Here is a 25560-nt window from a genome sequence, read left to right as displayed (position 1 = left end):
GACACCTCCGGGGCGTGTCAGGAGGTCCGCGCGCGTCAACATACGGACCCCAAAGAGATCGGTTACAGATCCCTTCCTGACACCTCCGGAGGCATTTGAGAAGGACTAACTCGATCTATATCAGCGGCTAGCGGACGTCGTGCGGCCGGAACTGGATGCTGATCCGGGGACCGGTCGGTCGCGCCGTCTTGGGAATCGCATGTTCCCAGGTGCGTTGACAGGAACCACCCATCACCAGCAGGTCGCCGTGGCCGTGCCGGATACGCAGGGACGGCCCGCCACCGCGGGGACGTAACGCGAAGACGCGCGTCGCGCCCAGGCCGACGATGGCGACCATGGTGTCGTCGGTACGGCTGCGGCCGATGTTGTCACCGTGCCAGGCGACGCTGTCGTTGCCGTCGCGGTAGAGGCACAGGCCTGCGGTGACGAACGGCTCGCCCAGCTCGCCGGCGTAGGCGTCGTTGAGCCGCCGCCGCAGTTGCTTGAGGCGCGGATGGGGCGCGGGCTCGTCCAGCAGGTGGTGGAAACTGACCAACCGCGGCACGTCGAGCACGCGGTCGTACATCTGCCGGCGCTCGGACCGCCACGGGATCACGTCGCGGAGTTCGCCGAAGAGTGCGTCGTCGCAGACGCCGTCCTGGGCGAGCCAGCCGGAGCGCACCTCCAGCCACGCTCCGTCGCCCAGCTCCCGCCGATCAGCCTCGTCGAACAAAGAGCTCTGCACCGCCTGCTCCATGGCCACCACTTTATCGCACAGGCGTTCGATCTCGCCTAGAGGCGCGCTGCGCCCGGGCCGTGGGCGGCGAGTACGTCGTCGGGGTTGGCGAGCGTGCACGTCTTCAGCGACAGGCACCCACAGCCGATGCACCCGGCGAGGTTGTCGCGGAGCCGCTCGAGGTGGGTGATGCGCTCGTCGAGGTCGTCGCGCCACCCCGCGGAGAGGCGTGCCCAGTCCTTGCTCGTCGGGGTCCGGTCTGTAGGCAGGGTCGCCAGCGCTTCGCGAATGCGCGCCAGCGGGATGCCGAGCCGCTGCGACATCCGGATGAACGCGACCCGGCGCAGGGTCTCGCGGGGGTAGCGGCGCTGGTTGCCACTCGTGCGGCGACACGAGATCAGGCCCTCGCGTTCGTAGAAATGCAACGCCGACACCGCCACGCCGCTGCGCACCGACATCTCGCCCGGTGTGAGCTCTTGCGCCCTGGTCATAGGTAAACCCTAGTTGAGGTCGCTTTCCCGCTACGGTGCTACTTGTGACAGAGCTCGGGTGTAACTCGGAGGTCGGCACGTTGCGGACGGTGATCCTGCACCGGCCCGGCGCCGAGCTGAAACGGTTGACGCCGCGCAACAACGACACACTGCTGTTCGACGGGTTGCCCTGGGTGGGCAGGGCCCAGGAAGAACACGACGCGTTCGCCGCACTGCTGGCATCCCGCGGCGTCGAGGTGCTGCTGCTGGGGGATCTGCTCAGCGAGGCGCTCGCCCACAGCGGTGCCGCACGGATGCACGGGATCTCCGCGGCCGTCGACGCGCGACGGCTGGGAGTGCCGCTGGCGCAGGAACTCTCGATGTATCTGCGCACCCTCGACGCCGGCGCGCTGGCCCACGTGCTGATGGCGGGTATGACGTTCGACGAGCTGCCGTTCGGGGAGAACGAGCTGTCCCTGGTTCGACGCATGCATCACGGCGGAGATTTCGTCATCGACCCCCTGCCCAATCTGTTGTTCACCCGGGACTCGTCCTTCTGGATCGGGCCGCGGGTGGCCATCACGTCGCTGTCCATGCACGCGCGGGTGCGGGAGACGTCGCTGACCGATCTGATCTACGCCCACCACCCGCGGTTCCTCGGGGTGCGTCGCGCCTACGAATCCCGCTCGGCCCCAGTCGAGGGCGGCGACGTGTTGTTGCTCGGCCCCGGCGTCGTCGCGGTCGGGGTGGGGGAGCGCACCACGCCGGCCGGCGCGGAAGCTTTGGCGCGCAGCCTGTTCGACGACGGGTTGGCGCACACCGTGTTGGCGGTGCCGATCGCGCAGGAGCGGGCGCAGATGCACCTGGACACCGTGTGCACGATGGTCGACACCGATGCGGTGGTGATGTACCCCAACATCGTCGACTCGTTGACCGCGTTCCCGATCCGACGCTCCGCCGACGGCGTGCGCATCGACCGCGCCGCCCCGTTCGTCGACGTCGCCGCCGACGCGATGGGCATCGGCAAGCTGCGCGTCATCGACACAGGCCTCGATCCGGTGACCGCCGAACGTGAGCAGTGGGACGACGGCAACAACACGCTCGCGCTGGCGCCGGGTGTGGTGGTCGCCTACGAGCGCAACACCGAAACCAATGCCCGGCTGCGTGATTCGGGTATCGAGGTGCTCGCTATCGCGGCGTCGGAACTCGGCACCGGCCGCGGCGGGCCGCGCTGCATGTCGTGCCCGGCCGCCCGCGACCCGCTCTAGCCGCGCGGCAGAAGGGGCTAGCGCCAGGACGGCAGCCAGATCTGCATGTTCCACGTCCCCTGTGAGATCGGCAGGCCCGTCAGCACCGGGTACAGCCACGCGAAGTTCGTGATCACCAGCGCCACATAAAGGCTCACGACGAGTAGTCCGAGCGTCCGCCGTTCGGAGCTCTGCCGCGGCGCGTGCAGGATGTCGCCCGCGATCATCGCGATCATCATGACCAGGAACGGCGCCATCGTCGCGGCGTAGAAGAAGTACATCTGCCGGTCGATGTCGGCGAACCACGGCAGGAATCCCGCGCCGTAGCCGACCAGCAGCACCGCGTACCGCCAGTCGCGCTTCACGAACGCGCGCCACAGCGCCCACACCAGAACAGGGACGGCGAGGAACCACATCGCCGGCGTGCCGACCAGCATCACGGCCTTGACGCACGACTGGGCGCCGCAGCCGGGGATGTCCTGGTTGTCGATCGCGTAGAGCACCGGGCGCAGGGACATCGGCCACGTCCACGGCTTGGACTCCCACGGATGGTGGTTGCCGTCGGCGTTGGTCAGCCCGGAATGGAAACGGAACGCCGCATACGTGTAGTGCCACAGTGAGCGGATCGCATCCGGCAGCGGCACCACGCTGTCCGGCCCGATGGAGCGCCCGACCTCATAGCGGTTCACCCCGGTCTCGGACGCGAACCACATCGCGTACGACGCCAGGTACACGCTGAACGGGATGGCCACCAGCGCGTACAGCGACGGTCCGACGTCGCGGCGCAGCGCTCCGAGCCACGGCCGCGGCACGCGGTACTGCTTGCGCGCCGCCACGTCGAACGCCACGCTCATCACCCCGAAGAACAGCACGAAGTAGAGCCCCGACCACTTGGTGGCGCAGGCCAGCCCGAGCAGCACGCCGGCGCCGAAGCGCCACCATCGCACACCAAGGCGAGGGCCCCAGCGGGTCTCGGCGACCCGGCCGGCCATCAGCGCGACGTGCATGCGTTCGCGGACCTGGTCCCGGTCGACGATCAGGCAGCCGAATGCGGCGACGACGAAGAACACCAGGAAGATGTCCAGCAGCGCGGTCCGGGCGGTCACGAAGGACACGCCGTCGGCGATCAGCAGGAGCCCGGCGATGCCCCCGACGAGGGTGGAGCGACTGATCCGCCGGGCGATGCGCACCACCAGCAGCACCATCACCACGCCGCACATCGCTCCGGTGAACCGCCACCCCACGCCGGTGTAGCCGAACAGCGCCTCGCCCAGCGCGATCATCTGCTTGCCCACCGGCGGATGCACCACCAGGCCGTAGCCCGGATTGTCTTCCACACCGTGGTTGTGCAGCATCTGCCAGGCCTGGGGCGCGTAGTGCTTTTCGTCGAAGATCGGCGTGCCGGCGTCGGTGGGCGAGCCGAGATTGAGGAAGCGTGTCACCGCGGCCAGCGCGGTGATGACGAGCGTCATCGCCCAGCCGCGGAAGCGGTCCAGCGGTCCGAAGTCGGCCACCGGTACCAGCGGCCCGGGGGAGATGACCGGCACTGCGCGACGCGCGACAACGAGCTCGTCGGGCGGGGCGGTCACGCCTGTTATCGTAGGCTGTGGAGCATGACTGCCGGACGACTGCTCATCGGCGCCACGCCGCTGGGCCAGCCGTCGGATGCCTCCCACCGGCTGATCCGGGCGCTGGCCAGCGCAGATGTGATCGCCGCCGAGGACACGCGGCGGGTCCGCACGCTCGCGACCGCGCTCGAGGTCCGTCCGTCCGGGCGCATCGTCAGCCTTTACGACCAGAACGAGGCGTCGCGGGTTCCCGCGCTGCTGGACGACATCCGCGGTGGCGCCACGGTGCTGCTGGTCAGCGATGCGGGCATGCCCCTCATCAGCGATCCCGGCTATCGGATGGTGGCCGCCTGTGTGGAGGCCGGCCTGCCGGTGCACTGCCTACCGGGACCGTCGGCGGTGACGACCGCGCTGGCCGTCGCCGGGCTGCCGTCGGAACGGTTCTGCTTCGAGGGTTTCGCCCCACGCAAGAAGGCTGCGCGCGCCACGTGGTTGCACGGTCTTGCGAGTGAACTGCGTACGTGTGTGTTCTTCGAATCCCCGCGCAGGCTGGCGGAGTGCCTGGCCGACGCGGTCGAGGTGCTCGGTCCGGACCGGCGCGCCGTGGTGTGCCGGGAGCTCACCAAGACCCACGAGGAGATCGTGCGCGGGACGCTCGGCGAGCTGGCCGAGTGGGCCACCGGTCCGGTGCTCGGTGAGATCACCGTGGTGCTCGCAGGAGCCACGCCGACGGCCGACCCCGATGTGCTGGTCGAGGAAGTGAACCGGCTTGTCGACGACGACGGGCTGCGGGTCAAGGACGCCTGCGCGCAGGTGGTTGCGGCACACCCCGGCGCTCCGTCTCGCCGGGAGCTCTACGACGCGGTGCTGCGCGCCCGCGCCTGATCGCCAACGATGGGCGCCGCCTTGTGGAGGCACTCCTCCCACTCGCGCAACGGATCGGAGTCCGCGGTGATACCGCCGCCGACGCCGAGTACGGCATCGCCCTCGGCGGTGAACTGCACCGTGCGGATCGCGACGTTCAGCTCGCATCCAGCCACAGGCGACGCCAAACCGGCAGTGCCGCAGTAGATTCCGCGACGCTGCGGTTCCCACTGGCGGAGCAGCTCCCGAGCCCGAGTCTTCGGCGTCCCGGTGACCGAGGCCGGCGGGAAGGTCGCCGCGAGGATCGCGGCCATCGGCACGTCGACGGGAACCCGAGCCGACACCGTCGACACCAGATGCCAGACCCCCGGCGCCGGGCGGACGGCCAGGAGCTCGGGCACCACGACGGTCCCGGTGCGGGCGACCCGGCCCAGATCGTTGCGGACCAGGTCGACGATCATGATGTTCTCCGCGACGTCCTTGACCGACGCGCGCAGCTCGGCCGGGTCGGCGTGCCGGGGCAGCGTGCCCTTGATCGGGCTCGAGATGACGGCCTCGCCGCATCGGCGCAGGAACAGCTCCGGAGACAGCGATGCGACCGCACCCCAGGCGCCCGCCAGGAATGCGGCCCGCGCGGGAGCGGTGCGCGCCACCGCGTCGGCGAAGAAGTCGACCGGCTCGCCGTGCAGGGTGCCGCGGAATTGTGTGCACACGCACGCCTGGTACACCTCGCCCGCGCCGATCGCCGCCAGGCATGCGTGCACGCCGCGCTGGTGGGCCTCGCGATCCGCGTCACGCCATGTGACGGAGGCCGGCTTCGGTGCCGCAGGCGCCTGTAGTGCCTCACCGACCCAGTCGGCTATCGCTGCGCCGCTGAGGCTTTCGTGCCACCAGGTGCCGTCGGCGGCGCACCGCAGCACGGTGTCCGACCAGCCGCCCGCGGCCTCGGGCACCCGCGGTCCACGCCCGTCGGCACCCGGGTCGGGGTAGGACAGGTGGCCGAACCATCCGCCGCCTACGGGGCCGTCGTCGCGCGCCCCGACGGGAACGTCGAACGCTGAGCCGGTCGGCACGGGGGACACCGCCACGCTCGGCGCGATCACCGCGCGTGAGCCGAACCAGTCGCCGATCAGGGCGGCCGGCGGCGGTAGGCCTCGCTGGGCGGCTGCGGTCGCGAGCGCGCGCAGGACCGACGGGGCAGCGCCCAGGGTGCCGAGCCGGTCGATGCGCACCGGGTCATTATCGGCCGATACGCCGCGGCACCATCACCGTGGCGAGCTTCTCGGGGTTGCGCATCGCATAGAAGTTCGCGATCTTGCCGTCGTTGATGTCGATCAGCACCACGCCCTCGAGCCGGTCGCCGGTGTAGAGCACCAGTGCCGGCGTGTTGTTGTACACGGCCGGCTCGACGCGGCCCTCGGGCCCGCCCAGCCGAACCAGGCCCATCACCAGGCGGGCGACGCGTTCGGCTCCGGCGACGGGCCGGCGCGCAGCGCTCACCTTGCCGTCGCTGTCGGCGGTCCACACGACGTCCGGGGTGAGCATGGCCATCAGCCCGTCGAGGTCCCCGGTCGCCGCCGCGGTGAAGAACCGCGTGGTGAGTTCCGCCGAGAACTGCGGGTCGACGGGCTCGAAGCGTTTGCGCCGGGACTGCACGTGTTGCCGTGCTCGGTGGGCCATCTGCCGCACAGCGGCCGTCGACTTGCCGAGCGTCGAAGCGATCTCGTCGTGGTCGAAGCCGAACACCTCGCGCAGCACGAACACCGCGCGCTCGTCCGGGCTCAGCGTCTCCAGCACCACGAGCATCGCCATCGAGACCGACTCGGCGAGCACCACATCCGCCGACGGATCGGCGTCGGTGAGTAGCGGTTCGGGGAGCCACGGCCCGACGTAGGTCTCCTTCCGCCGGGACTGGGCGCGCAGGGCGTTGAGTGCCTGGCGGGTGACGAGCCGGGCGAGGTAGGCCCTGGTGTCGGCCACCCCGCTCAGCTCGACCTGCGCCCACCGCAGATAGCTCTCCTGCAGAACATCGTCGGATTCCGTTGCGCTGCCCAAGATTTCGTAGGCGATCGTGAACAGCAGCGGCCGCAGCGCGGTGAACCGCTCGGCGTGTTCGCTCACCGGTTCGCCACCGTCTCGGGCGCGGGAGCGGTGCGTTCGGGCCCCTTCAATGACCGGTAGGACCCCGGCGCGGCGGCTTCACCGGCCATCCACGTCACCGTCCACCGGCACACCTGTTCCTTGATGACCGCGCCGGCACGCCCGCCGATGAACACGGGGACCGGGGTGTCGTCCTTGCGTTGCAGCTGCAGGGTGCCCGCGCGCCGCCCGAGGCTGATGCACTGCGCGGTCATCGGCACCGACCGTTGCGATGGCTCGTCGCCCGCCAGCCGTGCCAGCACGGTGTCGGCGGCCAGCACCCCCATCGGCAGGCTCGCCTGGCAGCTCATCCGGTACGGCCGCCGCGACGGCGCCACGGCGTCGCCCGCGCCGACGATGCGCTCGTCGTCCAGGCTGGTGTACGTCTCGTCGGTGATGAGCCGCCCCATCCCGTCGGTGGTCAGGCCGCTCGTCGCGGCCAGCGCGGGAACGCCGAAGCCGGCGCTCCACACCGTCGCGGCGCTGCCGAGCCGGCGGCCATCGGCCAGCACGACGTGATCGGGCCCGACCGCGGTGACCGACGCCCCGGCGCCATCCAGCATCGTCACCCCCAGTCGGCGCAGACGCTTGGTCACCGAGCGGCGGCCGGGCCGACTCAGCGACGGCCCGATCTCGGTGCTCACCAGCGTGACGGGGCGGCCGGCCTCGGCGAGTTCGGCGGCCGTCTCGATGCCGGTCAGGCCCGCCCCGACCACGACGATCGGCCCGGGCAGCGGTACGTCGGCCAGCCGTTCGCGCAGTGCCTCGGCGTGCTCCCACTCGCTGATCGGATAGGCGAACTCGGCCGCACCCGGCACCGACGCCGGGGCCGCACCGGTACTGCCCGCGGCGTAGACGAGGTAGTCGTACGCCAGCTCCGCCCCGGAGGACAGTGCGAGGCGGCGGGCGGCGGCATCGATGTGTGCGACGCTGTCGACGAGGACGCGCACCCCGCCGTTGAGCACGCGGTCGTACGACGTGGCCGCATCGTGGTTCCCGACGACCATTTGGTGCAGTCGGATGCGCTCCACGAACTGCGGTCGCGGGTTCACCAACGTCACGGTCAGATCGTCACGTGACATCAACCGGTTGGCGGCCATCACGCCGGCGTAGCCGCCGCCGATGACAACGACGCGGGGCTGGGATTCGGTCATGGTGTCTCCTTCATCCGAGGTGCTTGTGACCTCGAGACACCGGTGACCGCCTCGGTGTGACACGACGTGATGCGTATCACACCTGCGCCTATCCCTGGGGGTCGGCTTGGTATCGCGGGAAGACCCCGCTCGGCGCCGGCAGTGCGGCACCGGGAGCAAGCCGAACCGGCACGGCGGCGAAAGAGCGCTGATCGGCAGGCTGGCCGAGAAGGTCGAGCAGGCGGGACGTCGATTCCGGCATCACCGGCTGGCTGAGCAGCGTCGCGATCCGGACCACCTCGAGCGTGGTGTAGAGCACCGTGGCGAAGCGCTGCGGGTCGGTCTTGCGCAGCACCCACGGCTCCTGTGCCGAGAAGTAGCGATTCGCCGCGCCGAGCACCGACCAGATCGCCTCCAGTGCCAGATGCATGGCCGTCGCCGCGTAGTGCGCGCGCACCCGCTCCAACAGCTCGTCGGCCGCGGCCAGCAGCTCGAGATCCTCAGGGGTGAAGTCGCCGGGTTCGGGCACGATGCCGTCGAGATTCTTGGCGACCATCGACAACGAGCGCTGCGCCAGGTTGCCGAACTCGTTGGCCAGGTCGGCGTTGATCCGCGCGATGATGCCGTCCTCGCTGTAGCTGCCGTCCTGACCGAAGGGCACCTCACGCAGCAGGAAGTAGCGCAGCTGGTCGAGCCCGAACGTGTCGACCAGGTTGGCCGGGTCGACGGTGTTGCCGATCGACTTGCTCATCTTCTCGCCGCGGTTGAACAGGAAGCCGTGCGCGAAGACCTTCTTCGGCAGCTCGATGCCCGCCGACATCAGGAACGCCGGCCAGTAGACGGTGTGGAACCGGATGATGTCCTTGCCGATCATGTGCAGGTCGGCCGGCCAGTACCGCCGGAACGCCGCGGACTCGGTGTCCGGGAAGCCCACGCCCGTCAGATAGTTGGTCAGCGCGTCCACCCACACGTACATGACGTGGTCGGGGTGGTCGGGTACCGGAACGCCCCAGTCGAACGTCGTGCGGGAGATCGAGAGATCACGCAGCCCGCCCGAGACGAAGCTGACGATCTCGTTGCGGCGCACGTCCGGCTCGATGAACTCCGGGTGCTCGGCGTAGAGGGCGAGCAGCCGCTCCGCGTAGGCGGAGAGCCGGAAGAAGTAGGTCTCCTCCTCGGTCCACGTCACGGGTGTGCCGGTCTCGATGGCCGTCCGGACCCCGTCCTCGCCGACCTCGGTCTCGTTCTCGGCGAAGAAGCGCTCGTCGCGCACCGAGTACCAGCCCGAATACTTGTCCAGGTAGACGTCGCCCGCATCGACCATGCGGCGCCAGATCGCCTTCGACGCCTCGTAGTGGTCGTCGTCGCTGGTGCGGATGAAGCGGTCGAACGAGACGTTGAGCTTGCGTTGCAGTTTCTCGAACACGTCGGAATTCGCGCGCGCCAGTTCCGCGGTCGGGACGCCGAGCTTGGCCGCGGTCTCGGCCATCTTCAGCCCGTGCACGTCCGTGCCGGTGAGAAACCTGACGTCGAAGCCGTCGAGCCGCTTGAAGCGGGCGATGGCATCGGTGGCGATGTACTCGTAGGCGTGTCCGACGTGGGGGTCGCCGTTGGGATAGGCGATCGCCGTCGTGATGTAGTAAGGCTCGCTCATTTGTGCTTCACCCTAAGGTGTGGACGGTGAGCTCCTCCTCCCGACAGCGGCGTGAGCCGCCGCCGCTTCCCGAGCCGCTGGCCCCGCTGATCGACGCACACACTCATCTCGATGCCTGCGGTGCGCGCACCGCCGAGGACGTGCGGGTCATCCTCGACCGGGCCGCACGTGTCGGGGTGGGCGCCGTCGTCACGATCGCCGACGACCTGGACTCGGCGCAGTGGGCCGTCGCCGCCGCGGAATGGGATGCCCGGGTCTACGCCGCGGTGGCGCTGCACCCCACCCGTGCCGGTGCGTTGACCGAGGATGCGCGCGCGACGATCGAGACCCTCGCGGTGCATCCCCGGGTCGTGGCGATCGGGGAGACCGGCCTCGACCTCTACTGGCCCGGGCGCCTGGAGGGATGTGCCGAGCCGGCGGTTCAGCGGGAGGCGTTCACCTGGCACATCGACCTCGCCAAGCGCACGGGCAAGCCGTTGATGATCCACAATCGCGACGCCGACGCCGAGGTACTCGACGTCCTGCGCGCAGAAGGCGCCCCCGAGAGTGTGATCTTCCACTGTTTTTCCTCCGATGCGGAGATGGCGCGCAGCTGCGTCGACGAGGGGTGGCTGCTGAGCCTGTCCGGCACAGTGAGCTTCAAAAACGCCCGTGCGCTGCGGGAAGCCGCGCCGCTGATCCCGCCGGACCAGTTGCTCGTCGAAACCGACGCCCCGTTTCTGACCCCTCATCCGTTCCGCGGCGCACCGAATGAGCCCTACTGCCTCCCTTACACTGTTCGTGCGCTGGCCGAACTCGTCGGCCGGGCGCCGGAAGTGATCGCCGAACAGAGTTCGGTGGCGGCGGAGCGTGTCTACGGCCTGCAGAGTTGCCGCACGTAGGCCTTTTCGTTACCGTCTTGTGATACTGCACGCGCGTACAGAAGCTGCGCGCGTCCAAGAAGTTGGGGTCGACGACATCGTGAATGCCATCACCAGACTTCATCGAACGCGTTCGCCCATTCTGCGGGCCTTGGTCCTGGCGACTTTGCTGGCGCTCGTCTTCGCGGGCGGCGCGGCGGTCGCGATGCACAAGACGGTGACGCTCACCGTCGATGGTGCGTCAATGACGGTGCCGACGATGAAGAGCCGAGTCATCGATGTCGTGAAGGAAAACGGCTTCGATGTCGGCGAGCGCGACGACCTGTTCCCGGCCGCCGATACGCCTGTGCACCAGTCCGACACGATCGTGTTGCGGCGCAGCCGTCCCCTCGAGATCTCCACCGACGGCGGCGGCACCGAGCAGGTGTGGACAACGGCGTCGACCGTGCAGGAGGCACTCGCGCAGCTGCGGATGACCGACAAGGCGCCGCTGGCCGCGTCGCGCGGCAGCCGCGTGCCGCTCGGCGGGATGGCCCTACCGGTGGTGAGCCCCAAAACAGTTCAGCTCGACGACGGCGGCGCGGTGCGGACCGTGCGACTCGCGGCGCCGAATGTCGCAGCGCTGCTCGACGCCGCCGGGGCGCCGCTTCAGCAAAGTGACATCGTGAATCCAGCACCTTCGGCTGCCATCGTCGATGGCATGCGGATCACGGTCACCCGCGTGCGCATCGAGAAGGTCACTGAGCGACTCCCGCTCGCCCCGAACAACCAGCAGATCCCCGACGTCACGCTCAACATGAGCCGCCAGGTCGTCGAGGATCCCGGCATGCCCGGGACTCAGGACGTCACATTCGCGGTTGCCCGCGTCAATGGCGCCGAAACAGGCAGAATGCCAGTAGCCAATGTCATCGTGGTTCCCGCCCGTGACGGGGTTCTACGCATCGGTGCCAAGCCGGGCACCGAGGTGCCGCCGGTGTCCAACCCGGGTCAGTGGGATGCCCTCGCTCGCTGCGAAGCGGGAGGTAATTGGGCGATCAACACGGGCAACGGATTTTTTGGTGGCGTCCAATTTGACCAAAACACCTGGGAGCGAAACGGTGGTCTGAGGTATGCTCAGCGTGCAGATCTGGCAACGAGAGAAGAGCAGATCGCAATTGCTGAAGTGACCAGGGCGCGCCAGGGTTGGGGTGCGTGGCCGGTCTGTAGTGGAAGGATCGGTGCGTCATGACAATTCGGCTGCTCGGGCGAACTGAGATTCGTCACTTGGCAAAGTCGATTGATTTCCGACCCCGGAAATCGTTCGGTCAGAACTTCGTCCACGATGCCAACACGGTGCGGCGCATCGTCTCCGCGTCGGGGGTGAACCGCAACGATCACGTGCTGGAGGTCGGCCCCGGACTCGGGTCGCTGACCCTGGCCCTTCTCGATCGTGGCTCCCGGGTGACGGCCGTGGAGATCGATCCCGTGCTGGCCGAACAGCTGCCCACGACGATCGCCGACCACTCGCACAGCGAGATCAACCGGCTGCGTGTGCTCAACCGCGACATCCTGACGTTCCGCCGCGAGGATCTCGACGACGAGCCCACCGCGCTGGTCGCGAATCTGCCTTACAACGTTGCTGTACCTGCACTGTTGCACCTGCTCGCCGAGTTCCCGTCCATCCGCACCGTGATGGTGATGGTCCAGGCCGAGGTCGCCGAGCGCCTCGCCGCCGAGCCGGGTGGCAAGGACTACGGCGTGCCCAGCGCGAAGGTGCGGTTCTTCGGCAACGTGCGGCGCTACGGCATGGTCTCGCCGACGGTGTTCTGGCCCATCCCGCGCGTGTACTCCGGGCTGGTCCGGATCGACCGCTACGAGACGTCTCCGTGGCCCACCGACGCCGAGTTCCGCCAGCAGGTGTTCGAGCTCGTCGACGTCGCGTTCGCGCAGCGCCGCAAGACCGCACGCAACGCGTTCGCCGAGTGGGCGGGGTCGGGCAACGAGTCGGCGAGCCGACTGTTGGCCGCGAGCATCGACCCCTCGCGTCGCGGCGAGACGCTGGCCATCGCGGACTTCGTGCGGCTGCTGCAGCGCAACGCGGATTGGCACATCGTCCCGAAGGCGGCCCCGGCTGCGGCCGTCGAGTCCACCTCCGACGGACTCGACGCTCAGGTCACCTCCCCGTAGGTCCTGGGCCGACGTCGGTCTGAGCGTGTGCGCCGGGAGGGCCGTGGCGGAAGCCGGCGAAGCCTTGGCTGGGCGACGGCACATTCCCCGAGTGGGGTTCACCCTGGCTTCATCGCGGCGTTAGGGTCGTTCGGTGTCCGCGCGCGACGGTAATACCGCCCCCGAGTGGGTTCCCACCGGTTCGGTCACGGTCCGGGTGCCCGGCAAGGTCAATCTGTATCTGGAGGTCGGCGACCGCCGCCCCGACGGCTACCACGAGTTGTCCACGGTGTTCCATGCCGTCTCGCTGCTCGACGAGGTCACGGTCACGACCGCCGATGTGCTGAGTCTCGAGATCAGCGGGGAAGGCGCGGACTCGCTGCCGACCGACGAACGTAACCTCGCGTGGCAGGCGGCCGAGCTGATGGCCGAGCACGTCGGACGTGCGCCCGACGTCGCGATCGCGATCGAGAAGACGATTCCGGTCGCCGGCGGGATGGCCGGCGGCAGCGCCGACGCCGCCGCCGTTCTGGTCGCGATGAACGAGCTGTGGGAGCTGGGCGTGCCCCGCCGGGATCTGCACGCACTGGCCGCCCGACTCGGCTCCGACGTGCCGTTCGCGTTGCACGGCGGCACGGCACTGGGCACCGGTCGTGGCGAAGAGCTGGCAACGGTGTTGACCCGCAACACCTTTCACTGGGTACTCGCGTTCTCAGACGGGGGGCTGTCGACCGCCCGGGTGTTCGGCGAGGTCGACCGGTTGCGTGATCTGCAGGACCACAGCCTGCCCCCGCGGCTGGAGTCCGCCGAGCCGGTGCTGGCCGCCGTGGCCACAGGTGACCCGGCTGCGCTGGCCCCGCTGTTGGGCAACGATCTGCAGCCGGCGGCGCTGACCCTCGATCCGGGGCTGCGACGTACCCTGCGCGCCGGCGTCGAGGCGGGCGCGCTGGCCGGGGTGGTGTCCGGCTCCGGGCCCACGTGCGCATTCCTCTGCGGGTCGGCGGGGTCGGCGGTGGACGTGGGCACCGAATTGGCGGGCGCCGGGGTGTGCCGGACGGTGCGGGTGGCCAGTGGCCCGGTGCACGGCGCCAGGGTGGTGCCCAGCGCGACACCGTCGGCGTGACCGTCGGCGACGTGTGACGAATCCCTCAAAGTCCGCACTCGTTTGGCAGTTACTTAAGAGTCTTCTAAGATGACAGACGGTGAGAGCTAGCGGTCAAGCAGTGGACGCGTCAGGTTCCCCCGTCCTCGTCGACGGAGGGTGCTGCTGTGGTCGCGGCAAAGGCTCCGGCCGCCGTGCGCATCGCCGGAACGGACCATCACCGTTTCGAGACAGAACCGCTGCCTTAATGTGTGCGCGCCTCCATGAAAAGGCCGTTCAACAGGCGGAACATGGCAAACGGGCATGTGCACACCAGCAGATGTCGGCGAGGAGGTCGTCGTGAGCAGATTCACCGAGAAGATGTACCGCAACGCCCGCACGAGCACCCGGGGCATGGTGACCGGCGAGCCGCATGAGCCCGTCCGGCACACCTGGGGTGAGGTGCACGAGCGTGCCCGGCGCATCGCCGGTGGCCTCGCCGAGGCAGGCGTGGGGCTCGGCGACGCGGTGGGCGTCCTCGCGGGGCTCCCGGTGGAGATCGCTCCGACCGCACAGGGCCTGTGGATGCGTGGCGCCAGCCTCACGATGCTGCACCAGCCCACGCCCCGCACCGATCTGGTGATGTGGTCCGAAGACACCATGAACGTGATCAGCATGATCGAGGCGAAGGCCGTGATCGTGTCCGAGCCGTTCCTCGTGGCGATCCCGGTGCTGGAGGAAAAGGGCATCACGGTCCTGACCGTCACCGATCTGCTCGCCGCCGACCCGATCGACCCCATCGAGGTGGGCGAGGACGAGCTGGCGCTGATGCAGCTGACGTCGGGGTCGACAGGCTCCCCGAAGGCCGTGCAGATCACCCACCGCAACATCCACTCCAACGCCGAGGCGATGTTCATCGGCGCGCAGTACGACGTCGACAAGGACGTCATGGTCAGCTGGCTGCCCTGCTTCCACGACATGGGCATGGTCGGCTTCCTGACCATCCCGATGTACTTCGGCGCCGAGCTGGTCAAGGTCACCCCGCTGGACTTCCTGCGGGACACGCTGCTGTGGGCCAAGCTCATCGACAAGTACAAGGGCACGATGACCGCGGCGCCCAACTTCGCCTACGCGCTGCTGGCCAAGCGCCTGCGCCGCCAGGCCAAGGAAGGCGACTTCGACCTGTCGACGCTGCGCTTCGCGCTCTCGGGCGCAGAACCCGTCGAGCCCGGGGACGTGGAAGACCTCATCGACGCCGGCAAGCCGTTCGGATTGAAGGCATCGGCCATCCTGCCCGCCTACGGCATGGCCGAGACCTGTCTTGCCGTGTCGTTCTCCCCATGCAACGCGGGTCTGGTGGTCGACGAGGTCGACGCCGACCTGCTGGCGGCGTTGCGCCGCGCCGTCCCGGCGACCAAGGGCAACACCAAGCGGCTCGCCGACCTCGGCCCGCTGCTGACCGATCTGGAAGCCCGTGTCATCGACGACCACGGCAACGTGATGCCGCCGCGCGGGGTCGGTGTGATCGAGCTGCGCGGCGAATGCGTGACGCCCGGCTACATGACGATGGGCGGATTCATCCCGGCCCAGGACGAGCACGGTTGGTACGACACCGGTGACCTCGGCTACCTCACCGAGGACGGCCACGTCGTGGTGTGCGGCCGCGTGAAGGACGTCATCATCATGGCCGGGCGCAACATCTATCCGACCGACATCGAGCGGGCGGCCGGCCGTGTCGAGGGAGTGCGGCCGGGCTGCGCGGTGGCCGTGCGCCTGGACGCCGGGCACTCGCGCGAGACGTTCGCCGTCGCTGTGGAGTCCAACGCCTGGCAGGACCCGGCCGAGGTGCGCCGCATCGAGCATCAGGTCGCGCACGAGGTCGTCGCCGAGGTCGAGATGCGGCCGCGCAACGTCGTGGTGCTGGGCCCCGGCAGCATCCCGAAGACGTCGTCGGGCAAGCTGCGCCGCTCGACCTCCGTCTCGCTGGTCACCTAGAGCGACAGCGCGCGGCAAAAGCATTCGCCGGATGTCGGCCCCCGCGGATACCGTCGGGGAATGGATTCGGCCATCGAAGCCGTCGAGCTGGTGAAGCGCTTCGGCGAGAACACCGCTGTCGGAGGTGTCAGCTTCACCGTTCCCCCGGGAACGGTCCTCGGTCTGCTCGGCCCCAACGGCGCGGGCAAGACCACCACGGTGCGCATGATGACGACGCTGACCGAGCCCACCAGCGGCACGGCGCGCGTCGCGGGGTTCGACGTCCGCACTCACCCTGATCAGGTGCGCCGCCACATGGGCCTCACCGGACAGGTGGCCACCGTCGACGAGCTGCTGACCGGTCGGGAGAACATCCGGATGATCGGCGGCCTTTACGGCATCCGTCGCAAGGCCCTCGAGAAGCTCGGCGACCAACTGCTGCAGCAGTTTTCGCTCAGTGACGCCGGCGACCGGGTGGTCAAGTCCTACTCGGGCGGGATGCGCCGTCGCCTCGACCTGGCGGTCAGCCTGCTCGCCTCGCCGCCCGTGCTGTTCCTCGACGAGCCGACCACCGGACTGGACCCCCGCAGCCGCAGCGAATTGTGGGACGTGCTGCGGGAGTTGGTCGCCGGCGGCACCACGCTGCTGCTGACCACGCAGTATTTGGAAGAGGCCGACCAACTGGCCGACAACATCGTGGTGATCGACCGCGGCCGCATCATCGCCGAGGGTTCCCCGTTGCAGCTCAAGCAGCAAGCGGGTCGTGCCAGCCTGGTCATCACCGTCGGGGATGCCGGAGACTTACCTGCTGCGCAGGAACTGTTACAGCGGACAGGCGCCGAGGTCCACGTCGACGCGGGCGCTCGCCGGTTGACGGCCTCGGCGGACGGGCTGGACGACATGATCGCCGTCGCCGGATGGCTGCGGGACAGCGGCATCGCCGTCGACGACATCGGCCTGTCGCGGCCGAGCCTGGACGACGTGTTCCTGAGCCTGACCGGCCACCGTACCGACGACACCGAGGAGGTCGGCGCATGACCGCGTTGGACACGCACCGCCCGAAGGTCAGCGCCGCCGCGGTGGCGACGCACCCCACCAACATCGTGCAACAGTCGTGGATCATGGTGAAGCGCAACATGATCCACACCAAGCGGATGCCCGAGATGTTGAGCGACGTCACCGCGCAGCCCATCATGTTCGTCCTGTTGTTCGCGTTCGTGTTCGGGGCGTCGATCACCAACACCGGCGGGGCGTCCTACCGGGAGTTCCTGCTGCCCGGGATTCAAGCCCAGACCATCGTGTTCTCGGCGTTCGTCGTCGCGTCGGGCATCACGGCCGACGTCGAGAAGGGCATTATCGACCGCTTCCGCTCGCTGCCCATCTCGCGGTCCTCGGTACTGATCGGGCGCAGCATCGCGAGCCTGATGCACTCGTCGCTCGGTGTGGTGGTGATGGCGCTGACGGGCCTGGCCATCGGTTGGCGCATCCGCGGCAGCATCGCCGAGGCGGTGTTGGCTTTCGCGCTGATCCTGGTCTTCGGCTTCGGCATGATCTGGTTCGGCATCCTGGTCGGATCGCTGATGCGCACGGTCGAGGCGGTCAACGGCGTGATGTTCACCGTGCTGTTCCCGGTGACGTTCCTGGCCAACACCTTCGTCCCGACCGAGCCGATGCCGCACTGGTTGCGTGTCATCGCCGAGTGGAATCCCGTGTCGTCACTGGCACAGGCCATGCGCGAACTGTGGGGCAACGGCGGACCGGCCGCTCCGGATGCCCAACTGCCGCTGCATCATCCGGTGCTCGCGACGATCCTCTGGTCGCTGGCGCTGACCGCGGTCTTCGCGCCGTTCGCCCTGGCTGCCTACCGGCGCCGCACCACGGACTGACCCCACCACCGCTGGGTATTGGGTACGATACCCAGCATGGTGCAGAAGTTGCCGGCCCGGCTCGCCGCACACCCGACCGTGCGCGCGGTGCAACAGCGTTCGTCACAGCCTCCCGGCGTCATCGACGCCGAGTGGTTGCGCGCGGTCTGCTGGGAAGCCGGTGTCGACGACGTGGGCTTCGCCCGTGTCGACAACCCGGCGCTGGCGAGCGAGGTCGAGTACGTCGAAGCGGCGCTGCCGGGGGCCGTCAGCTATGTGTCGCTGGTGGTGAAGATGAACCGCGACAACGTCCGCTCGACCGCCCGCAGCGTCGCCAACCAGGAATTCCACCGCAGCGGCGAGATCATGAACGAGGCCGCCCATCGCATCACCCGCGCGCTGCAGGATGCCGGCCATCGGGTGGTCAACCCGTCGGCGACCTTCCCGATGGAGATGGACCGCTATCCGGGGCGCATCTGGGTGGTGGCGCACAAGCCGGTCGCGGTCGCCGCCGGCATGGGGGTGATGGGCATCCATCGCAACGTGATCCATCCCCGCTTCGGCAACTTCATTCTGCTCGGCACCATCCTGGTCGCCGGCGACATCTCCGCCTACGATGCGCCGCTGGACTATTCGCCGTGCCTCGAGTGCAAGCTGTGTGTGGCGGCCTGCCCGGTCGGGGCGATCAAGAAAGACGGCGGGTTCGACTTCTTCGCCTGCTCGGTGCATAACTACCGCGAATTCATGGGCGGCTTCACCGACTGGGTGGAGACCGTCGCCGACAGCGCGGACGGCGACGACTTCCGTTCCCGCGTCACCGATTCCGAGAATGCCTCGATGTGGCAGAGTCTCTCGTTCAAGGCGAACTACAAGGCTGCCTACTGCCTGGCGGTGTGCCCGGCGGGGGAGGAGGTCATCGAGCCCTACCTCGACGACCGCAGGGCGTTCATGGATCTGGTGCTGAAACCGTTGCAGGACAAGCAGGAAACGCTCTACGTCTTGCCGGGTTCGGCGGCCGAGGACCATGCGCTCAAGCGGTTTCCGCACAAGCCGGTGAAGCACGTCGGCAGTGGCATCCAGGGAACCCGGAGCGTGCGCGGCGATTAAGCCCAGGCGTGCACGACGTTCTGCGCCGGTTCGAGGCCCTGCGCGATCAGCAGTTCGACTGCATCGGCGGCCTGCTCGCAGATCACCCCCACCTCGGGCCGCTCGCGGGCAGCGAACGGTTCCAAGACGAACGACGCCCCGGACTGCCGGCCCGGCGGCTTGCCGATGCCGACCCGCACCCGGTGGAAGTCGTTGGTGCTCAACGCCGCACCGACCGACCGCAGGCCGTTGTGACCTGCCACGCCGCCACCGTACTTGAGCCGGATTCGGCCGAAGTCGATGTCGAGCTCGTCGTGCACGATGATGACATCGCGTGCGGGCACCGAGTAGAACTTGGCCAGCGGGCCGACCTGGCGCCCGGATTCGTTCATGTAGACCCGCGGCTTGGCCAGCACCACCGGGCGGCCGGCAAGCCGCCCGGTGGCCACGTCGGCCCCGGATTTCTTGTGCACCTTGAACGTCTCGCCGATGCGGTCGGCGAGAATGTCCAGGACGAGGAAACCGAGGTTGTGCCGGGTCAGGGCGTACTGCGGACCCGGGTTGCCCAGGCCGACCACCAGCAGGGGTTCGGCCACGTCGGTGACTACTCGGAGTCGCCGTCGGCAGGCGCGTCGTCAGCGCCCTCGGCCCCGGCCTCGGCCTCTTCGGCCTGCTCTTCGAGCGACTCACCGCCGCCTTCGGCCTCGAGCTCTTCCTCGCTGGGCGCGGTGATGACGTTGACGACGAGCAGCTCGGGATCGGACACCAGCGTCACACCCGAGGGCAGCTCCACCTGGCCGGCGAGCACCTGGGTGCCCTCCTGGGCGTCCTCGATCGAGACGGTGAGCTGCTGCGGGATCGACAGTGCGTCGGCCTCGATCTCGATGACCGCCTGCTCCTGGGTCACCAGCGTGCCGGGTGCGGCCTCGCCTTCGACGACGATGCTGACCTCGACCGTCACCTTCTCGCCGCGACGCACGACCAACAGGTCGGCGTGCTGGATGTTGCGACGGATCGGGTGGATCTCCAGCGACTTGGTCAGGGCGAGCTGTTCCTTGCCGGCGATGTCGAGGGTGAGCACGGCGTTGGTGCCTGCGTTGCGCAGCACGGCGGCGAAGTCGTGGCCGTCGAGCTCGAGATGCTGCGGCTCGGTGCCGTGGCCGTAGAGCACCACCGGCACCCGGCCTTCGCGGCGGGCGCGGCGGGATGCGCCCTTGCCGGTGGTGGTGCGGACCGCAGCGGTCAGATTGTTCGGGGCGTTCTTCGCCATGTTCGGTGCTCCTGTGCCGGTAGTCGGACACGGCCAGGGCGACACGAACTGCAGATGCTCGGTCCCGTCGATAACGGCGGTCACAATGACCACCCTCGCCGTGATGCGTCGACCAGGGTAGCCCAGTACCGGGCTAGAGCGGAAATTCCACCCCGGTGAGCTGCTCGGACAGCGTCCACAGGCCGGCGGCTTTGGCGCGGTTGCGGGCCAGCGGGGTGCGCCAGTGGGCGCCGGTGCGGCCACGCATCGAGAACCGCGGGCCGACGAACGTGTCGCCGGGCAGGTCCTCAGCGACGGCGTAGAGCGTCTGCCGCGCGCCGAAGTCCGCATCGGTGGCGAAGAACGCGTTGCCCGCGTCCGTGATGCGGCTGCCGAGCCGACTGCCGGTCTGGCCCTGCAGGTTGGTCGCCGAATAACCCGGGTGCGCGGCCAGGGCCCGGACCGGGGAACCGACGGCGGTGAGTCTGCGCTGCAGCTCGCTGGTGAACAGCAGATTCGCCAGCTTCGACGCGCCGTACGCGGGCCAGGCGAGGTAGGGCCGGGACTTCCAATTCAGGTCAGAGAGGCTGAGGTAGCCGAACACGTGCATGAACGACGACACCGTGACCACTCGGTCGGTGAGCCGAGGCAGCAGCAGGTTGGTCAGTGCGAAATGGCCCAGGTGATTGGTGCCGATCTGGCTCTCGAATCCGTCGACGGTCAGCGCGTAGGGCACGGCCATGATCCCGGCGTTGTTGACGAGCACGTCGGCTCCCGAGACGCCGTCGGCGAACGCCTTGATCGATGACAGATCCTGCAGATCCAGTCGGCGTACCTCGACGTCGCCGGACATCGTCGCCGCGGCGTCACGGCCCTTGTCGACGTTGCGCACGGCGAGGATGGTGCGGGCGCCTGCGTGGGCGAGCTCTCTGGCAGTCACCAGGCCCAGTCCGCTGTTGGCGCCCGTCACGATCACGGTGCGGCCGGCGAAGGAGGGCAGGTCGGCCGCGGTCCAGTCGCTCATGGCCTCACTGTAAAGAGGCCCTCAGCGCGCTGGCGGGGTGGGCACCTTCACCGTGAAGCCCTTGATCACGGCTTCGATGTCGCCGGCCTCTTCGGCCGCCTTGTCGGCGAATCCCGTCACGGTGAACTGGATCAGGTAGCGCTGCTTCTTGGGGGCGGCACCGGTGGCGATGACGATGCGGTTGTAGCTGTGCATCCGGGCGCCGTTGAGGTCGTAGCTACCTTCGATCATCGACGACGGGAAGCCGTCGAAATCCGCTGTGGAGGCGTTGAGTTCGCGGAAGTTCTGGCTCATCTGCGCATCGACGTTGGCGTGGGTGAGCGCCTCGGCGATGTTGAAGTCGCCGGTCAGCTCGAACATGATCAGCATCGCGGTCGGATAGGTGTCGCCCTTGACGATCATCCGGGTTCCGGGCGAGAGGTTGGTGTTCTGGTACGGATGCCAGCCGGGTGGGGTCGGCATCGTCACCGTCAGGTCGGTCACCTTGTTGTAGGCGACGGGTTGGCCGGTGACCCCGGCCTGTTCGAGGAATGCGGCGATGGGGACCGGCGCCCCAGAAGGGTTCGCCGCCTGCGGCGACGGGCTGGGCGCGCTCGTCGTCGACCAGACCGCCTGGTAGTCGGGTGCTTCCGGGGAACACGCGGCCAAAGTCAGCGCTGCAGCGGCCGCTGCGAACACGTGCCGCGCCCTCACAGGATCTCGCGAACGCGCTCCAGGGGCCGGGCCAGCCGGGTGCCCTTGCCGGTGACGACGAACGGCCGCTCGATCAGGATCGGGTGTTCGACCATCGCGTCGAGCAACCCGTCGTCGGACGCCGAGGCCAGCCCGAGTTCGGTGTAGAGCGATTCCCGGGTCCGCACGGCCGCGCGCACGTCGATGCCGGCGTCGGCGATCATCGCTTGCAGCTCGCTGCGCGACGGCGGGTTCTTCAGGTAGAGCACCACCTCGGGTTCGGCCCCGCTCTCGCGCAGCATGTCCAGCGCCTTGCGCGATGTCGTGCAGCGCGGATTGTGCAGGATGCGTGCGCTCATGCCGATCCGTCGAAAAGCCCTGTCACCGAGCCGTTCTCGAACACCGCGCGAATCGTGTTGGCCAGCAGCGGCGCGATGGACAGCACGGTCAGCTGCGGGAACATCTTGTCCTCGCCGATCGGCAGCGTATTGGTCACGATCACCTCGCGGGCTCCGCTGTCGGCCAGCCGTTCCCGCGCCGGATCGGACAGCACACCGTGGGTGGCGGCGATGATCACGTCGCCCGCACCGTCCTGCTTGAGCAGCTTGACCGCCCCGGCGATGGTGCCGCCGGTGTCGATCATGTCGTCGGTCAGGATGCAGGTCTTGCCCTTGACGTCGCCGACCACCCGGTTCGACTTCACCTGGTTGGGCACCAGCGGGTCGCGGGTCTTGTGGATGAAGGCCAGGGGGACACCGCCCAGACTGTCGGCCCACTTCTCGGCGACGCGCACGCGGCCCGAGTCGGGGGAGACGACGACCATGTCGTGATCGGCGTAGTTCTCGCTGATGTAGCCGCACAGCAGCTTCTGCGCCCGCATGTGGTCGACCGGGCCGTCGAAGAAGCCCTGGATCTGATCGGTGTGCAGATCGACGGTGACGATCCGGTCGGCGCCGGCCGTCTTGTACAGGTCGGCGACCAGGCGCGCGGAGATGGGCTCCCGGCCGCGGTGCTTCTTGTCCTGCCGCGCATAGGGATAGAAGGGCAGGATCGCGGTGATCCGCTTGGCGCTGCCACGCTTGAGCGCGTCGATCATGATCAGCTGTTCCATCAGCCACGTGTTCAGCGGCGCGGGATGGCTCTGCAGGACGAAGGCGTCGCTGCCGCGTACCGACTCGTCGAACCGGACGAAGATCTCACCGTTGGCGAAATCGCGTGCGGTCTGCGCGGTGACGGGAACGTCGAGTTCCTTGGCGACCTGCTCGGCGAGTTCGGGGTGCGCCCGACCCGAGAAGAGCATCAGGTTCTTGCGGTTGTCGGTCCAGTCGTGGCTCACGGGCTGCCCTCGGCTTCTCGCAGTCGATTCTCGGGCCATCGTACGTAGCGGGGATGCTCACACGTCGGCGGGTTACCAGAATGCCAATAAACGGCGACGAAATGCTACTCGCCGGTAGCTTGCCCTGCCTGACGCGCCGCGGCGGCCGCCTGCGCGGCGGCACTGCCGGGCCGTTTCCGTTCCACCCAGCCCTCGATCGTGCGCTGCGGTCCGGCGGACACTGCGAGCGCGCCGGGGGGCACGTCCTCGCGCACCACGGTGCCCGCGCCGGTGTACGCGCCGTCACCGATGGTGACGGGCGCGACGAACATCGTGTCGGACCCGGTGCGGACGTGGGAGCCGATCGTCGTCCGGCTCTTCGTCTCGCCGTTGTAGTTGACGAACACGCTGGATGCGCCGATGTTGCTGTGCTCGCCGATGTCCGCGTCGCCGACATACGTCAGGTGCGGCACCTTCGTCCCGGTGCCGATCGTCGCGTTCTTGGCTTCGACGAAGGCGCCCAGCTTGCCGTCGTCGCCGAGGACGGTGCCGGGGCGCAGGTAGGTGAACGGTCCGACGGCCGCGTCGACGCCGATGACCGACTCCGAGCCGTGGGTGCGCACCACGGATGCGCCGTCGCCGACGGTGACGTCGGTCAATGTGGTGTCGGGCCCGATCTCGCACCGCGCGCCGATGGCGGTCGCCCCCAGCAATTGGGTGCCGGGGCGGACCACGGCGTCGCGTCCGATCGTCACGTCGACGTCGATCCACGTGGTGGCCGGATCGACGACGGTCACCCCGTTGCGCTGGTGGGCCGCGACCACGCGACGGTTCAGTTCCGCGCCGAGCGCGGCCAGCTGAACGCGGTCGTTCACGCCGGCCACCAGCGCAGCGTCGTCGATGTGCTGGCCGAGGACGGGCAGTCCGTCGCCGCGCACGATCGCGAACACGTCGGTGATGTAGAGCTCGTGCTGGGCGTTGTCGGAGCGCAACCGGCTCAGCGCCGAGCGCAGCTCTTCGGCGTCGAACGCGTACACCCCGGCGTTGACCTCATGGATCGCGCGTTGCGCCGGGGTCGCGTCGGCCTGCTCGACGATGCCGATCACCTCGCCGTCCTGCGTGCGCAGAATGCGGCCGTAGCCGGTGGCGTCGGCGAGGGTGGTCGTCAGCACCGACGCCGCGGCGCCGGCCGCGATGTGGGCGGCGATCAGCGCGTCGAGCGTTGCGGAGTTCAGCAGTGGCACATCGCCGGAGGTGACGACCACGACGCCGGTGAAATCCTCGGGCAGTGCCGAGAGCCCACAGCCGACGGCATGGCCGGTACCGCGCTGCTCTTCCTGCACGGCGATCTCGACCCGGCGGCCGAGGGTCTCGCCGATCTGCAGTGCGGCCGGGGCCACGCGCTCCCGATCCTTGCCGACGATCGTCACCAGGTGCGTCGGCTCCACGCCGGCGACAGCATGCAGGGCGTGGGCCAGCATGCTGCGCCCGCCGAGGGTGTGCAGCACCTTGGGGGTGTCGGACTTCATCCGGGTGCCGGCTCCCGCGGCGAGGATGAGGACGGCTGCGTCACGCGTCATCGCGGCTCCTGCCTATCGACTGTGCAGGTTCATCCGGGACACGCCGGGTGCGCCGTATCGATCCGCACACTCGCGGCGGTGAGCTCCGTGTTGTCATGTCGCTCGGCAAGCCTCGCTCCGTCGCCAGGACTCGAACCTGAACTATCTGAACCAAAATCAGAGGTGCTGCCGATTACACCACGACGGATCGGTGACGAGATACGCGTGCGACTTTAACGCACCGCGCGGTCACCGCCTCGCGATGTACGCAGCGGTTTACCCTGAACGGCGTGCCAGCTCCCGACAAGGATGTCCGCGCTGACGTCCGCGCCCCGCGCGCCAGGATGACCGGCAGTGAGCGCCGTCAGCAGCTGATCGAGATCGCGAAGTCGCTGTTCGCCGAGCGCGGTTTCGACGGCACCTCGATCGAGGAGATCGCGCTGCGGGCCAATGTCTCCAAGCCCGTGGTGTACGAGCACTTCGGCGGCAAGGAGGGGCTCTACGCCGTCGTGGTCGACCGCGAGATGTCGGCGCTGCTCGACGGCATCACCTCGTCGCTGACCAACAACCGGTCCCGTGTGCGCCTGGAGCGGGTCGCGTTGGCGCTGCTGACCTACGTCGAGGAGCACACCGACGGGTTCCGCATCCTGATCCGCGATTCGCCGGCCAGTATCACCGCGGGCACCTACTCGACGTTGCTCAACGACGCCGTCAACCAGGTGTCGTCGATCCTGGCCGGCGATTTCTCTCGCCGCGGCCTCGACCCGGAACTGGCGCCGCTGTACGCGCAGGCGCTCGTCGGGTCGGTGTCGATGTCTGCGCAGTGGTGGCTCGACACCCGCGAGCCCAAGAAGGAAGTGGTGGCCGCGCATCTGGTGAACCTGATGTGGAACGGCCTGACCCATCTCGAGGCGGACCCGCAACTGCGGGGCGAATAGCC

At 68.7% G+C, this 25560-nt stretch carries 25 protein-coding genes and 1 tRNA gene; 11 read left to right on the top strand and 15 right to left on the bottom strand.

What is annotated here, in order from left to right:
* Positions 1-127: 127 nt before the first annotated feature.
* Both MHN84_RS25475 and soxR read right to left on the bottom strand, forming a co-directional pair.
* Complete coding sequence (locus MHN84_RS25475; protein ID WP_241207300.1) at positions 128-736, bottom strand: alpha-ketoglutarate-dependent dioxygenase AlkB; 609 nt, start codon at positions 734-736, stop codon at positions 128-130.
* Between the two features lie 35 nt (positions 737-771).
* Complete coding sequence (gene soxR, locus MHN84_RS25470) at positions 772-1206, bottom strand: redox-sensitive transcriptional activator SoxR (RefSeq protein ID WP_241207299.1); 435 nt, start codon at positions 1204-1206, stop codon at positions 772-774.
* A 44-nt stretch (positions 1207-1250) separates the two neighbouring features.
* On the opposite strand from soxR, the gene arcA reads away from it, so the two are divergent.
* A complete protein-coding gene (gene arcA / locus MHN84_RS25465; protein ID WP_374238424.1) occupies positions 1251-2453 on the top strand; it encodes an arginine deiminase in 1203 nt (400 codons plus the stop codon).
* Between the two features lie 17 nt (positions 2454-2470).
* Here the strand turns inward: arcA and MHN84_RS25460 are convergent, their stop codons facing one another.
* The gene (locus MHN84_RS25460; protein WP_241207305.1) at positions 2471-3979 is read right to left on the bottom strand and encodes a dolichyl-phosphate-mannose--protein mannosyltransferase; all 1509 of its coding nucleotides are present in this window, start codon (positions 3977-3979) and stop codon (positions 2471-2473) included.
* A 66-nt stretch (positions 3980-4045) separates the two neighbouring features.
* Here MHN84_RS25460 and rsmI point away from each other — a divergent pair, with 66 nt between their 5' ends.
* A complete protein-coding gene (gene rsmI / locus MHN84_RS25455) occupies positions 4046-4885 on the top strand; it encodes a 16S rRNA (cytidine(1402)-2'-O)-methyltransferase (protein WP_241207297.1) in 840 nt (279 codons plus the stop codon).
* Here rsmI and MHN84_RS25450 read toward each other — a convergent pair.
* The 4 genes from MHN84_RS25450 to metG all read right to left on the bottom strand — a co-directional run bounded on the left by MHN84_RS25450 (position 4855) and on the right by metG (position 9790).
* Complete coding sequence (locus tag MHN84_RS25450) at positions 4855-6096, bottom strand: aminodeoxychorismate synthase component I (protein WP_241207296.1); 1242 nt, start codon at positions 6094-6096, stop codon at positions 4855-4857. The two genes, rsmI and MHN84_RS25450, sit on opposite strands and share 31 nt — an antisense overlap.
* Positions 6097-6103: 7 nt before the next feature.
* Entirely contained in the window at positions 6104-6985 is an 882-nt protein-coding gene (locus MHN84_RS25445) for an RNA polymerase sigma-70 factor (RefSeq protein WP_241207295.1), read from the bottom strand.
* A complete protein-coding gene (locus MHN84_RS25440; protein WP_241207294.1) occupies positions 6982-8157 on the bottom strand; it encodes an NAD(P)/FAD-dependent oxidoreductase in 1176 nt (391 codons plus the stop codon). The genes MHN84_RS25445 and MHN84_RS25440 overlap by 4 nt, the downstream gene beginning before the upstream one ends.
* A gap of 88 nt (positions 8158-8245) precedes the next feature.
* Positions 8246-9790, bottom strand: coding sequence for a methionine--tRNA ligase (gene metG / locus MHN84_RS25435; RefSeq protein WP_241207293.1), 1545 nt, complete (start codon positions 9788-9790; stop codon positions 8246-8248).
* 17 nt (positions 9791-9807) lie between these two features.
* Here metG and MHN84_RS25430 point away from each other — a divergent pair, with 17 nt between their 5' ends.
* From MHN84_RS25430 to MHN84_RS25395, 8 genes are all read left to right on the top strand, one after another.
* Positions 9808-10671: a TatD family hydrolase gene (locus MHN84_RS25430; RefSeq protein WP_241207304.1), complete on the top strand. Its 864-nt coding sequence runs from the start codon at positions 9808-9810 to the stop codon at positions 10669-10671.
* A 79-nt stretch (positions 10672-10750) separates the two neighbouring features.
* On the top strand, positions 10751-11878 hold the full coding sequence (locus MHN84_RS25425) for a resuscitation-promoting factor (protein WP_241207292.1): 1128 nt from the start codon (positions 10751-10753) through the stop codon (positions 11876-11878).
* Positions 11875-12816: a 16S rRNA (adenine(1518)-N(6)/adenine(1519)-N(6))-dimethyltransferase RsmA gene (rsmA, locus tag MHN84_RS25420; protein WP_241207291.1), complete on the top strand. Its 942-nt coding sequence runs from the start codon at positions 11875-11877 to the stop codon at positions 12814-12816. Before MHN84_RS25425 ends, rsmA begins: the two co-directional genes overlap by 4 nt.
* Positions 12817-12949: 133 nt before the next feature.
* A complete protein-coding gene (locus MHN84_RS25415; protein ID WP_241207290.1) occupies positions 12950-13918 on the top strand; it encodes a 4-(cytidine 5'-diphospho)-2-C-methyl-D-erythritol kinase in 969 nt (322 codons plus the stop codon).
* A gap of 318 nt (positions 13919-14236) precedes the next feature.
* Positions 14237-15871 carry a fatty acyl-AMP ligase gene (locus tag MHN84_RS25410; protein ID WP_241207289.1) on the top strand — a complete coding sequence of 545 codons (1635 nt, stop codon included), beginning with the start codon at positions 14237-14239 and terminating at the stop codon, positions 15869-15871.
* Positions 15872-15931: 60 nt separating this feature from the next.
* Positions 15932-16888 (top strand): ATP-binding cassette domain-containing protein, encoded by a 957-nt coding sequence (locus tag MHN84_RS25405; RefSeq protein ID WP_241207288.1) that lies wholly within the window; start codon positions 15932-15934, stop codon positions 16886-16888.
* Positions 16885-17736: an ABC transporter permease gene (locus MHN84_RS25400; RefSeq protein ID WP_241207287.1), complete on the top strand. Its 852-nt coding sequence runs from the start codon at positions 16885-16887 to the stop codon at positions 17734-17736. Before MHN84_RS25405 ends, MHN84_RS25400 begins: the two co-directional genes overlap by 4 nt.
* Positions 17737-17772: 36 nt before the next feature.
* Positions 17773-18822: a 4Fe-4S binding protein gene (locus MHN84_RS25395; protein WP_241207286.1), complete on the top strand. Its 1050-nt coding sequence runs from the start codon at positions 17773-17775 to the stop codon at positions 18820-18822.
* Here the strand turns inward: MHN84_RS25395 and pth are convergent.
* The 8 genes from pth to MHN84_RS25355 form a co-directional block, all read right to left on the bottom strand.
* Positions 18819-19397 carry an aminoacyl-tRNA hydrolase gene (pth, locus tag MHN84_RS25390; RefSeq protein WP_241207285.1) on the bottom strand — a complete coding sequence of 193 codons (579 nt, stop codon included), beginning with the start codon at positions 19395-19397 and terminating at the stop codon, positions 18819-18821. The genes MHN84_RS25395 and pth overlap by 4 nt on opposite strands.
* A gap of 8 nt (positions 19398-19405) precedes the next feature.
* Entirely contained in the window at positions 19406-20071 is a 666-nt protein-coding gene (locus tag MHN84_RS25385; protein WP_241207284.1) for a 50S ribosomal protein L25/general stress protein Ctc, read from the bottom strand.
* Positions 20072-20204: 133 nt separating this feature from the next.
* The gene (locus MHN84_RS25380) at positions 20205-21074 is read right to left on the bottom strand and encodes an oxidoreductase (protein ID WP_241207283.1); all 870 of its coding nucleotides are present in this window, start codon (positions 21072-21074) and stop codon (positions 20205-20207) included.
* Between the two features lie 21 nt (positions 21075-21095).
* The gene (locus tag MHN84_RS25375; protein ID WP_241207282.1) at positions 21096-21752 is read right to left on the bottom strand and encodes an LpqN/LpqT family lipoprotein; all 657 of its coding nucleotides are present in this window, start codon (positions 21750-21752) and stop codon (positions 21096-21098) included.
* Positions 21753-21763: 11 nt separating this feature from the next.
* Positions 21764-22105 (bottom strand): arsenate reductase (glutaredoxin), encoded by a 342-nt coding sequence (arsC, locus tag MHN84_RS25370; RefSeq protein ID WP_241207281.1) that lies wholly within the window; start codon positions 22103-22105, stop codon positions 21764-21766.
* Positions 22102-23082 (bottom strand): ribose-phosphate diphosphokinase, encoded by a 981-nt coding sequence (locus MHN84_RS25365; protein WP_241207280.1) that lies wholly within the window; start codon positions 23080-23082, stop codon positions 22102-22104. Before MHN84_RS25365 ends, arsC begins: the two co-directional genes overlap by 4 nt.
* 104 nt (positions 23083-23186) lie before the next feature.
* Positions 23187-24641, bottom strand: a complete 1455-nt coding sequence (gene glmU / locus MHN84_RS25360; RefSeq protein WP_241207279.1) for a bifunctional UDP-N-acetylglucosamine diphosphorylase/glucosamine-1-phosphate N-acetyltransferase GlmU — start codon at positions 24639-24641, stop codon at positions 23187-23189.
* Between the two features lie 115 nt (positions 24642-24756).
* Positions 24757-24828, bottom strand: a tRNA-Gln gene (locus MHN84_RS25355).
* 136 nt (positions 24829-24964) lie between these two features.
* On the opposite strand from MHN84_RS25355, the gene MHN84_RS25350 reads away from it, so the two are divergent.
* Positions 24965-25558 (top strand): TetR/AcrR family transcriptional regulator, encoded by a 594-nt coding sequence (locus tag MHN84_RS25350; protein ID WP_241207303.1) that lies wholly within the window; start codon positions 24965-24967, stop codon positions 25556-25558.
* Positions 25559-25560 lie beyond the last annotated feature (2 nt).

The organism is Mycobacterium sp. PSTR-4-N (assembly GCF_022348085.1).
Taxonomy (GTDB): Bacteria; Actinomycetota; Actinomycetes; order Mycobacteriales; family Mycobacteriaceae; genus Mycobacterium.
This window is presented reverse-complemented; position numbering and strand designations above follow the sequence as displayed.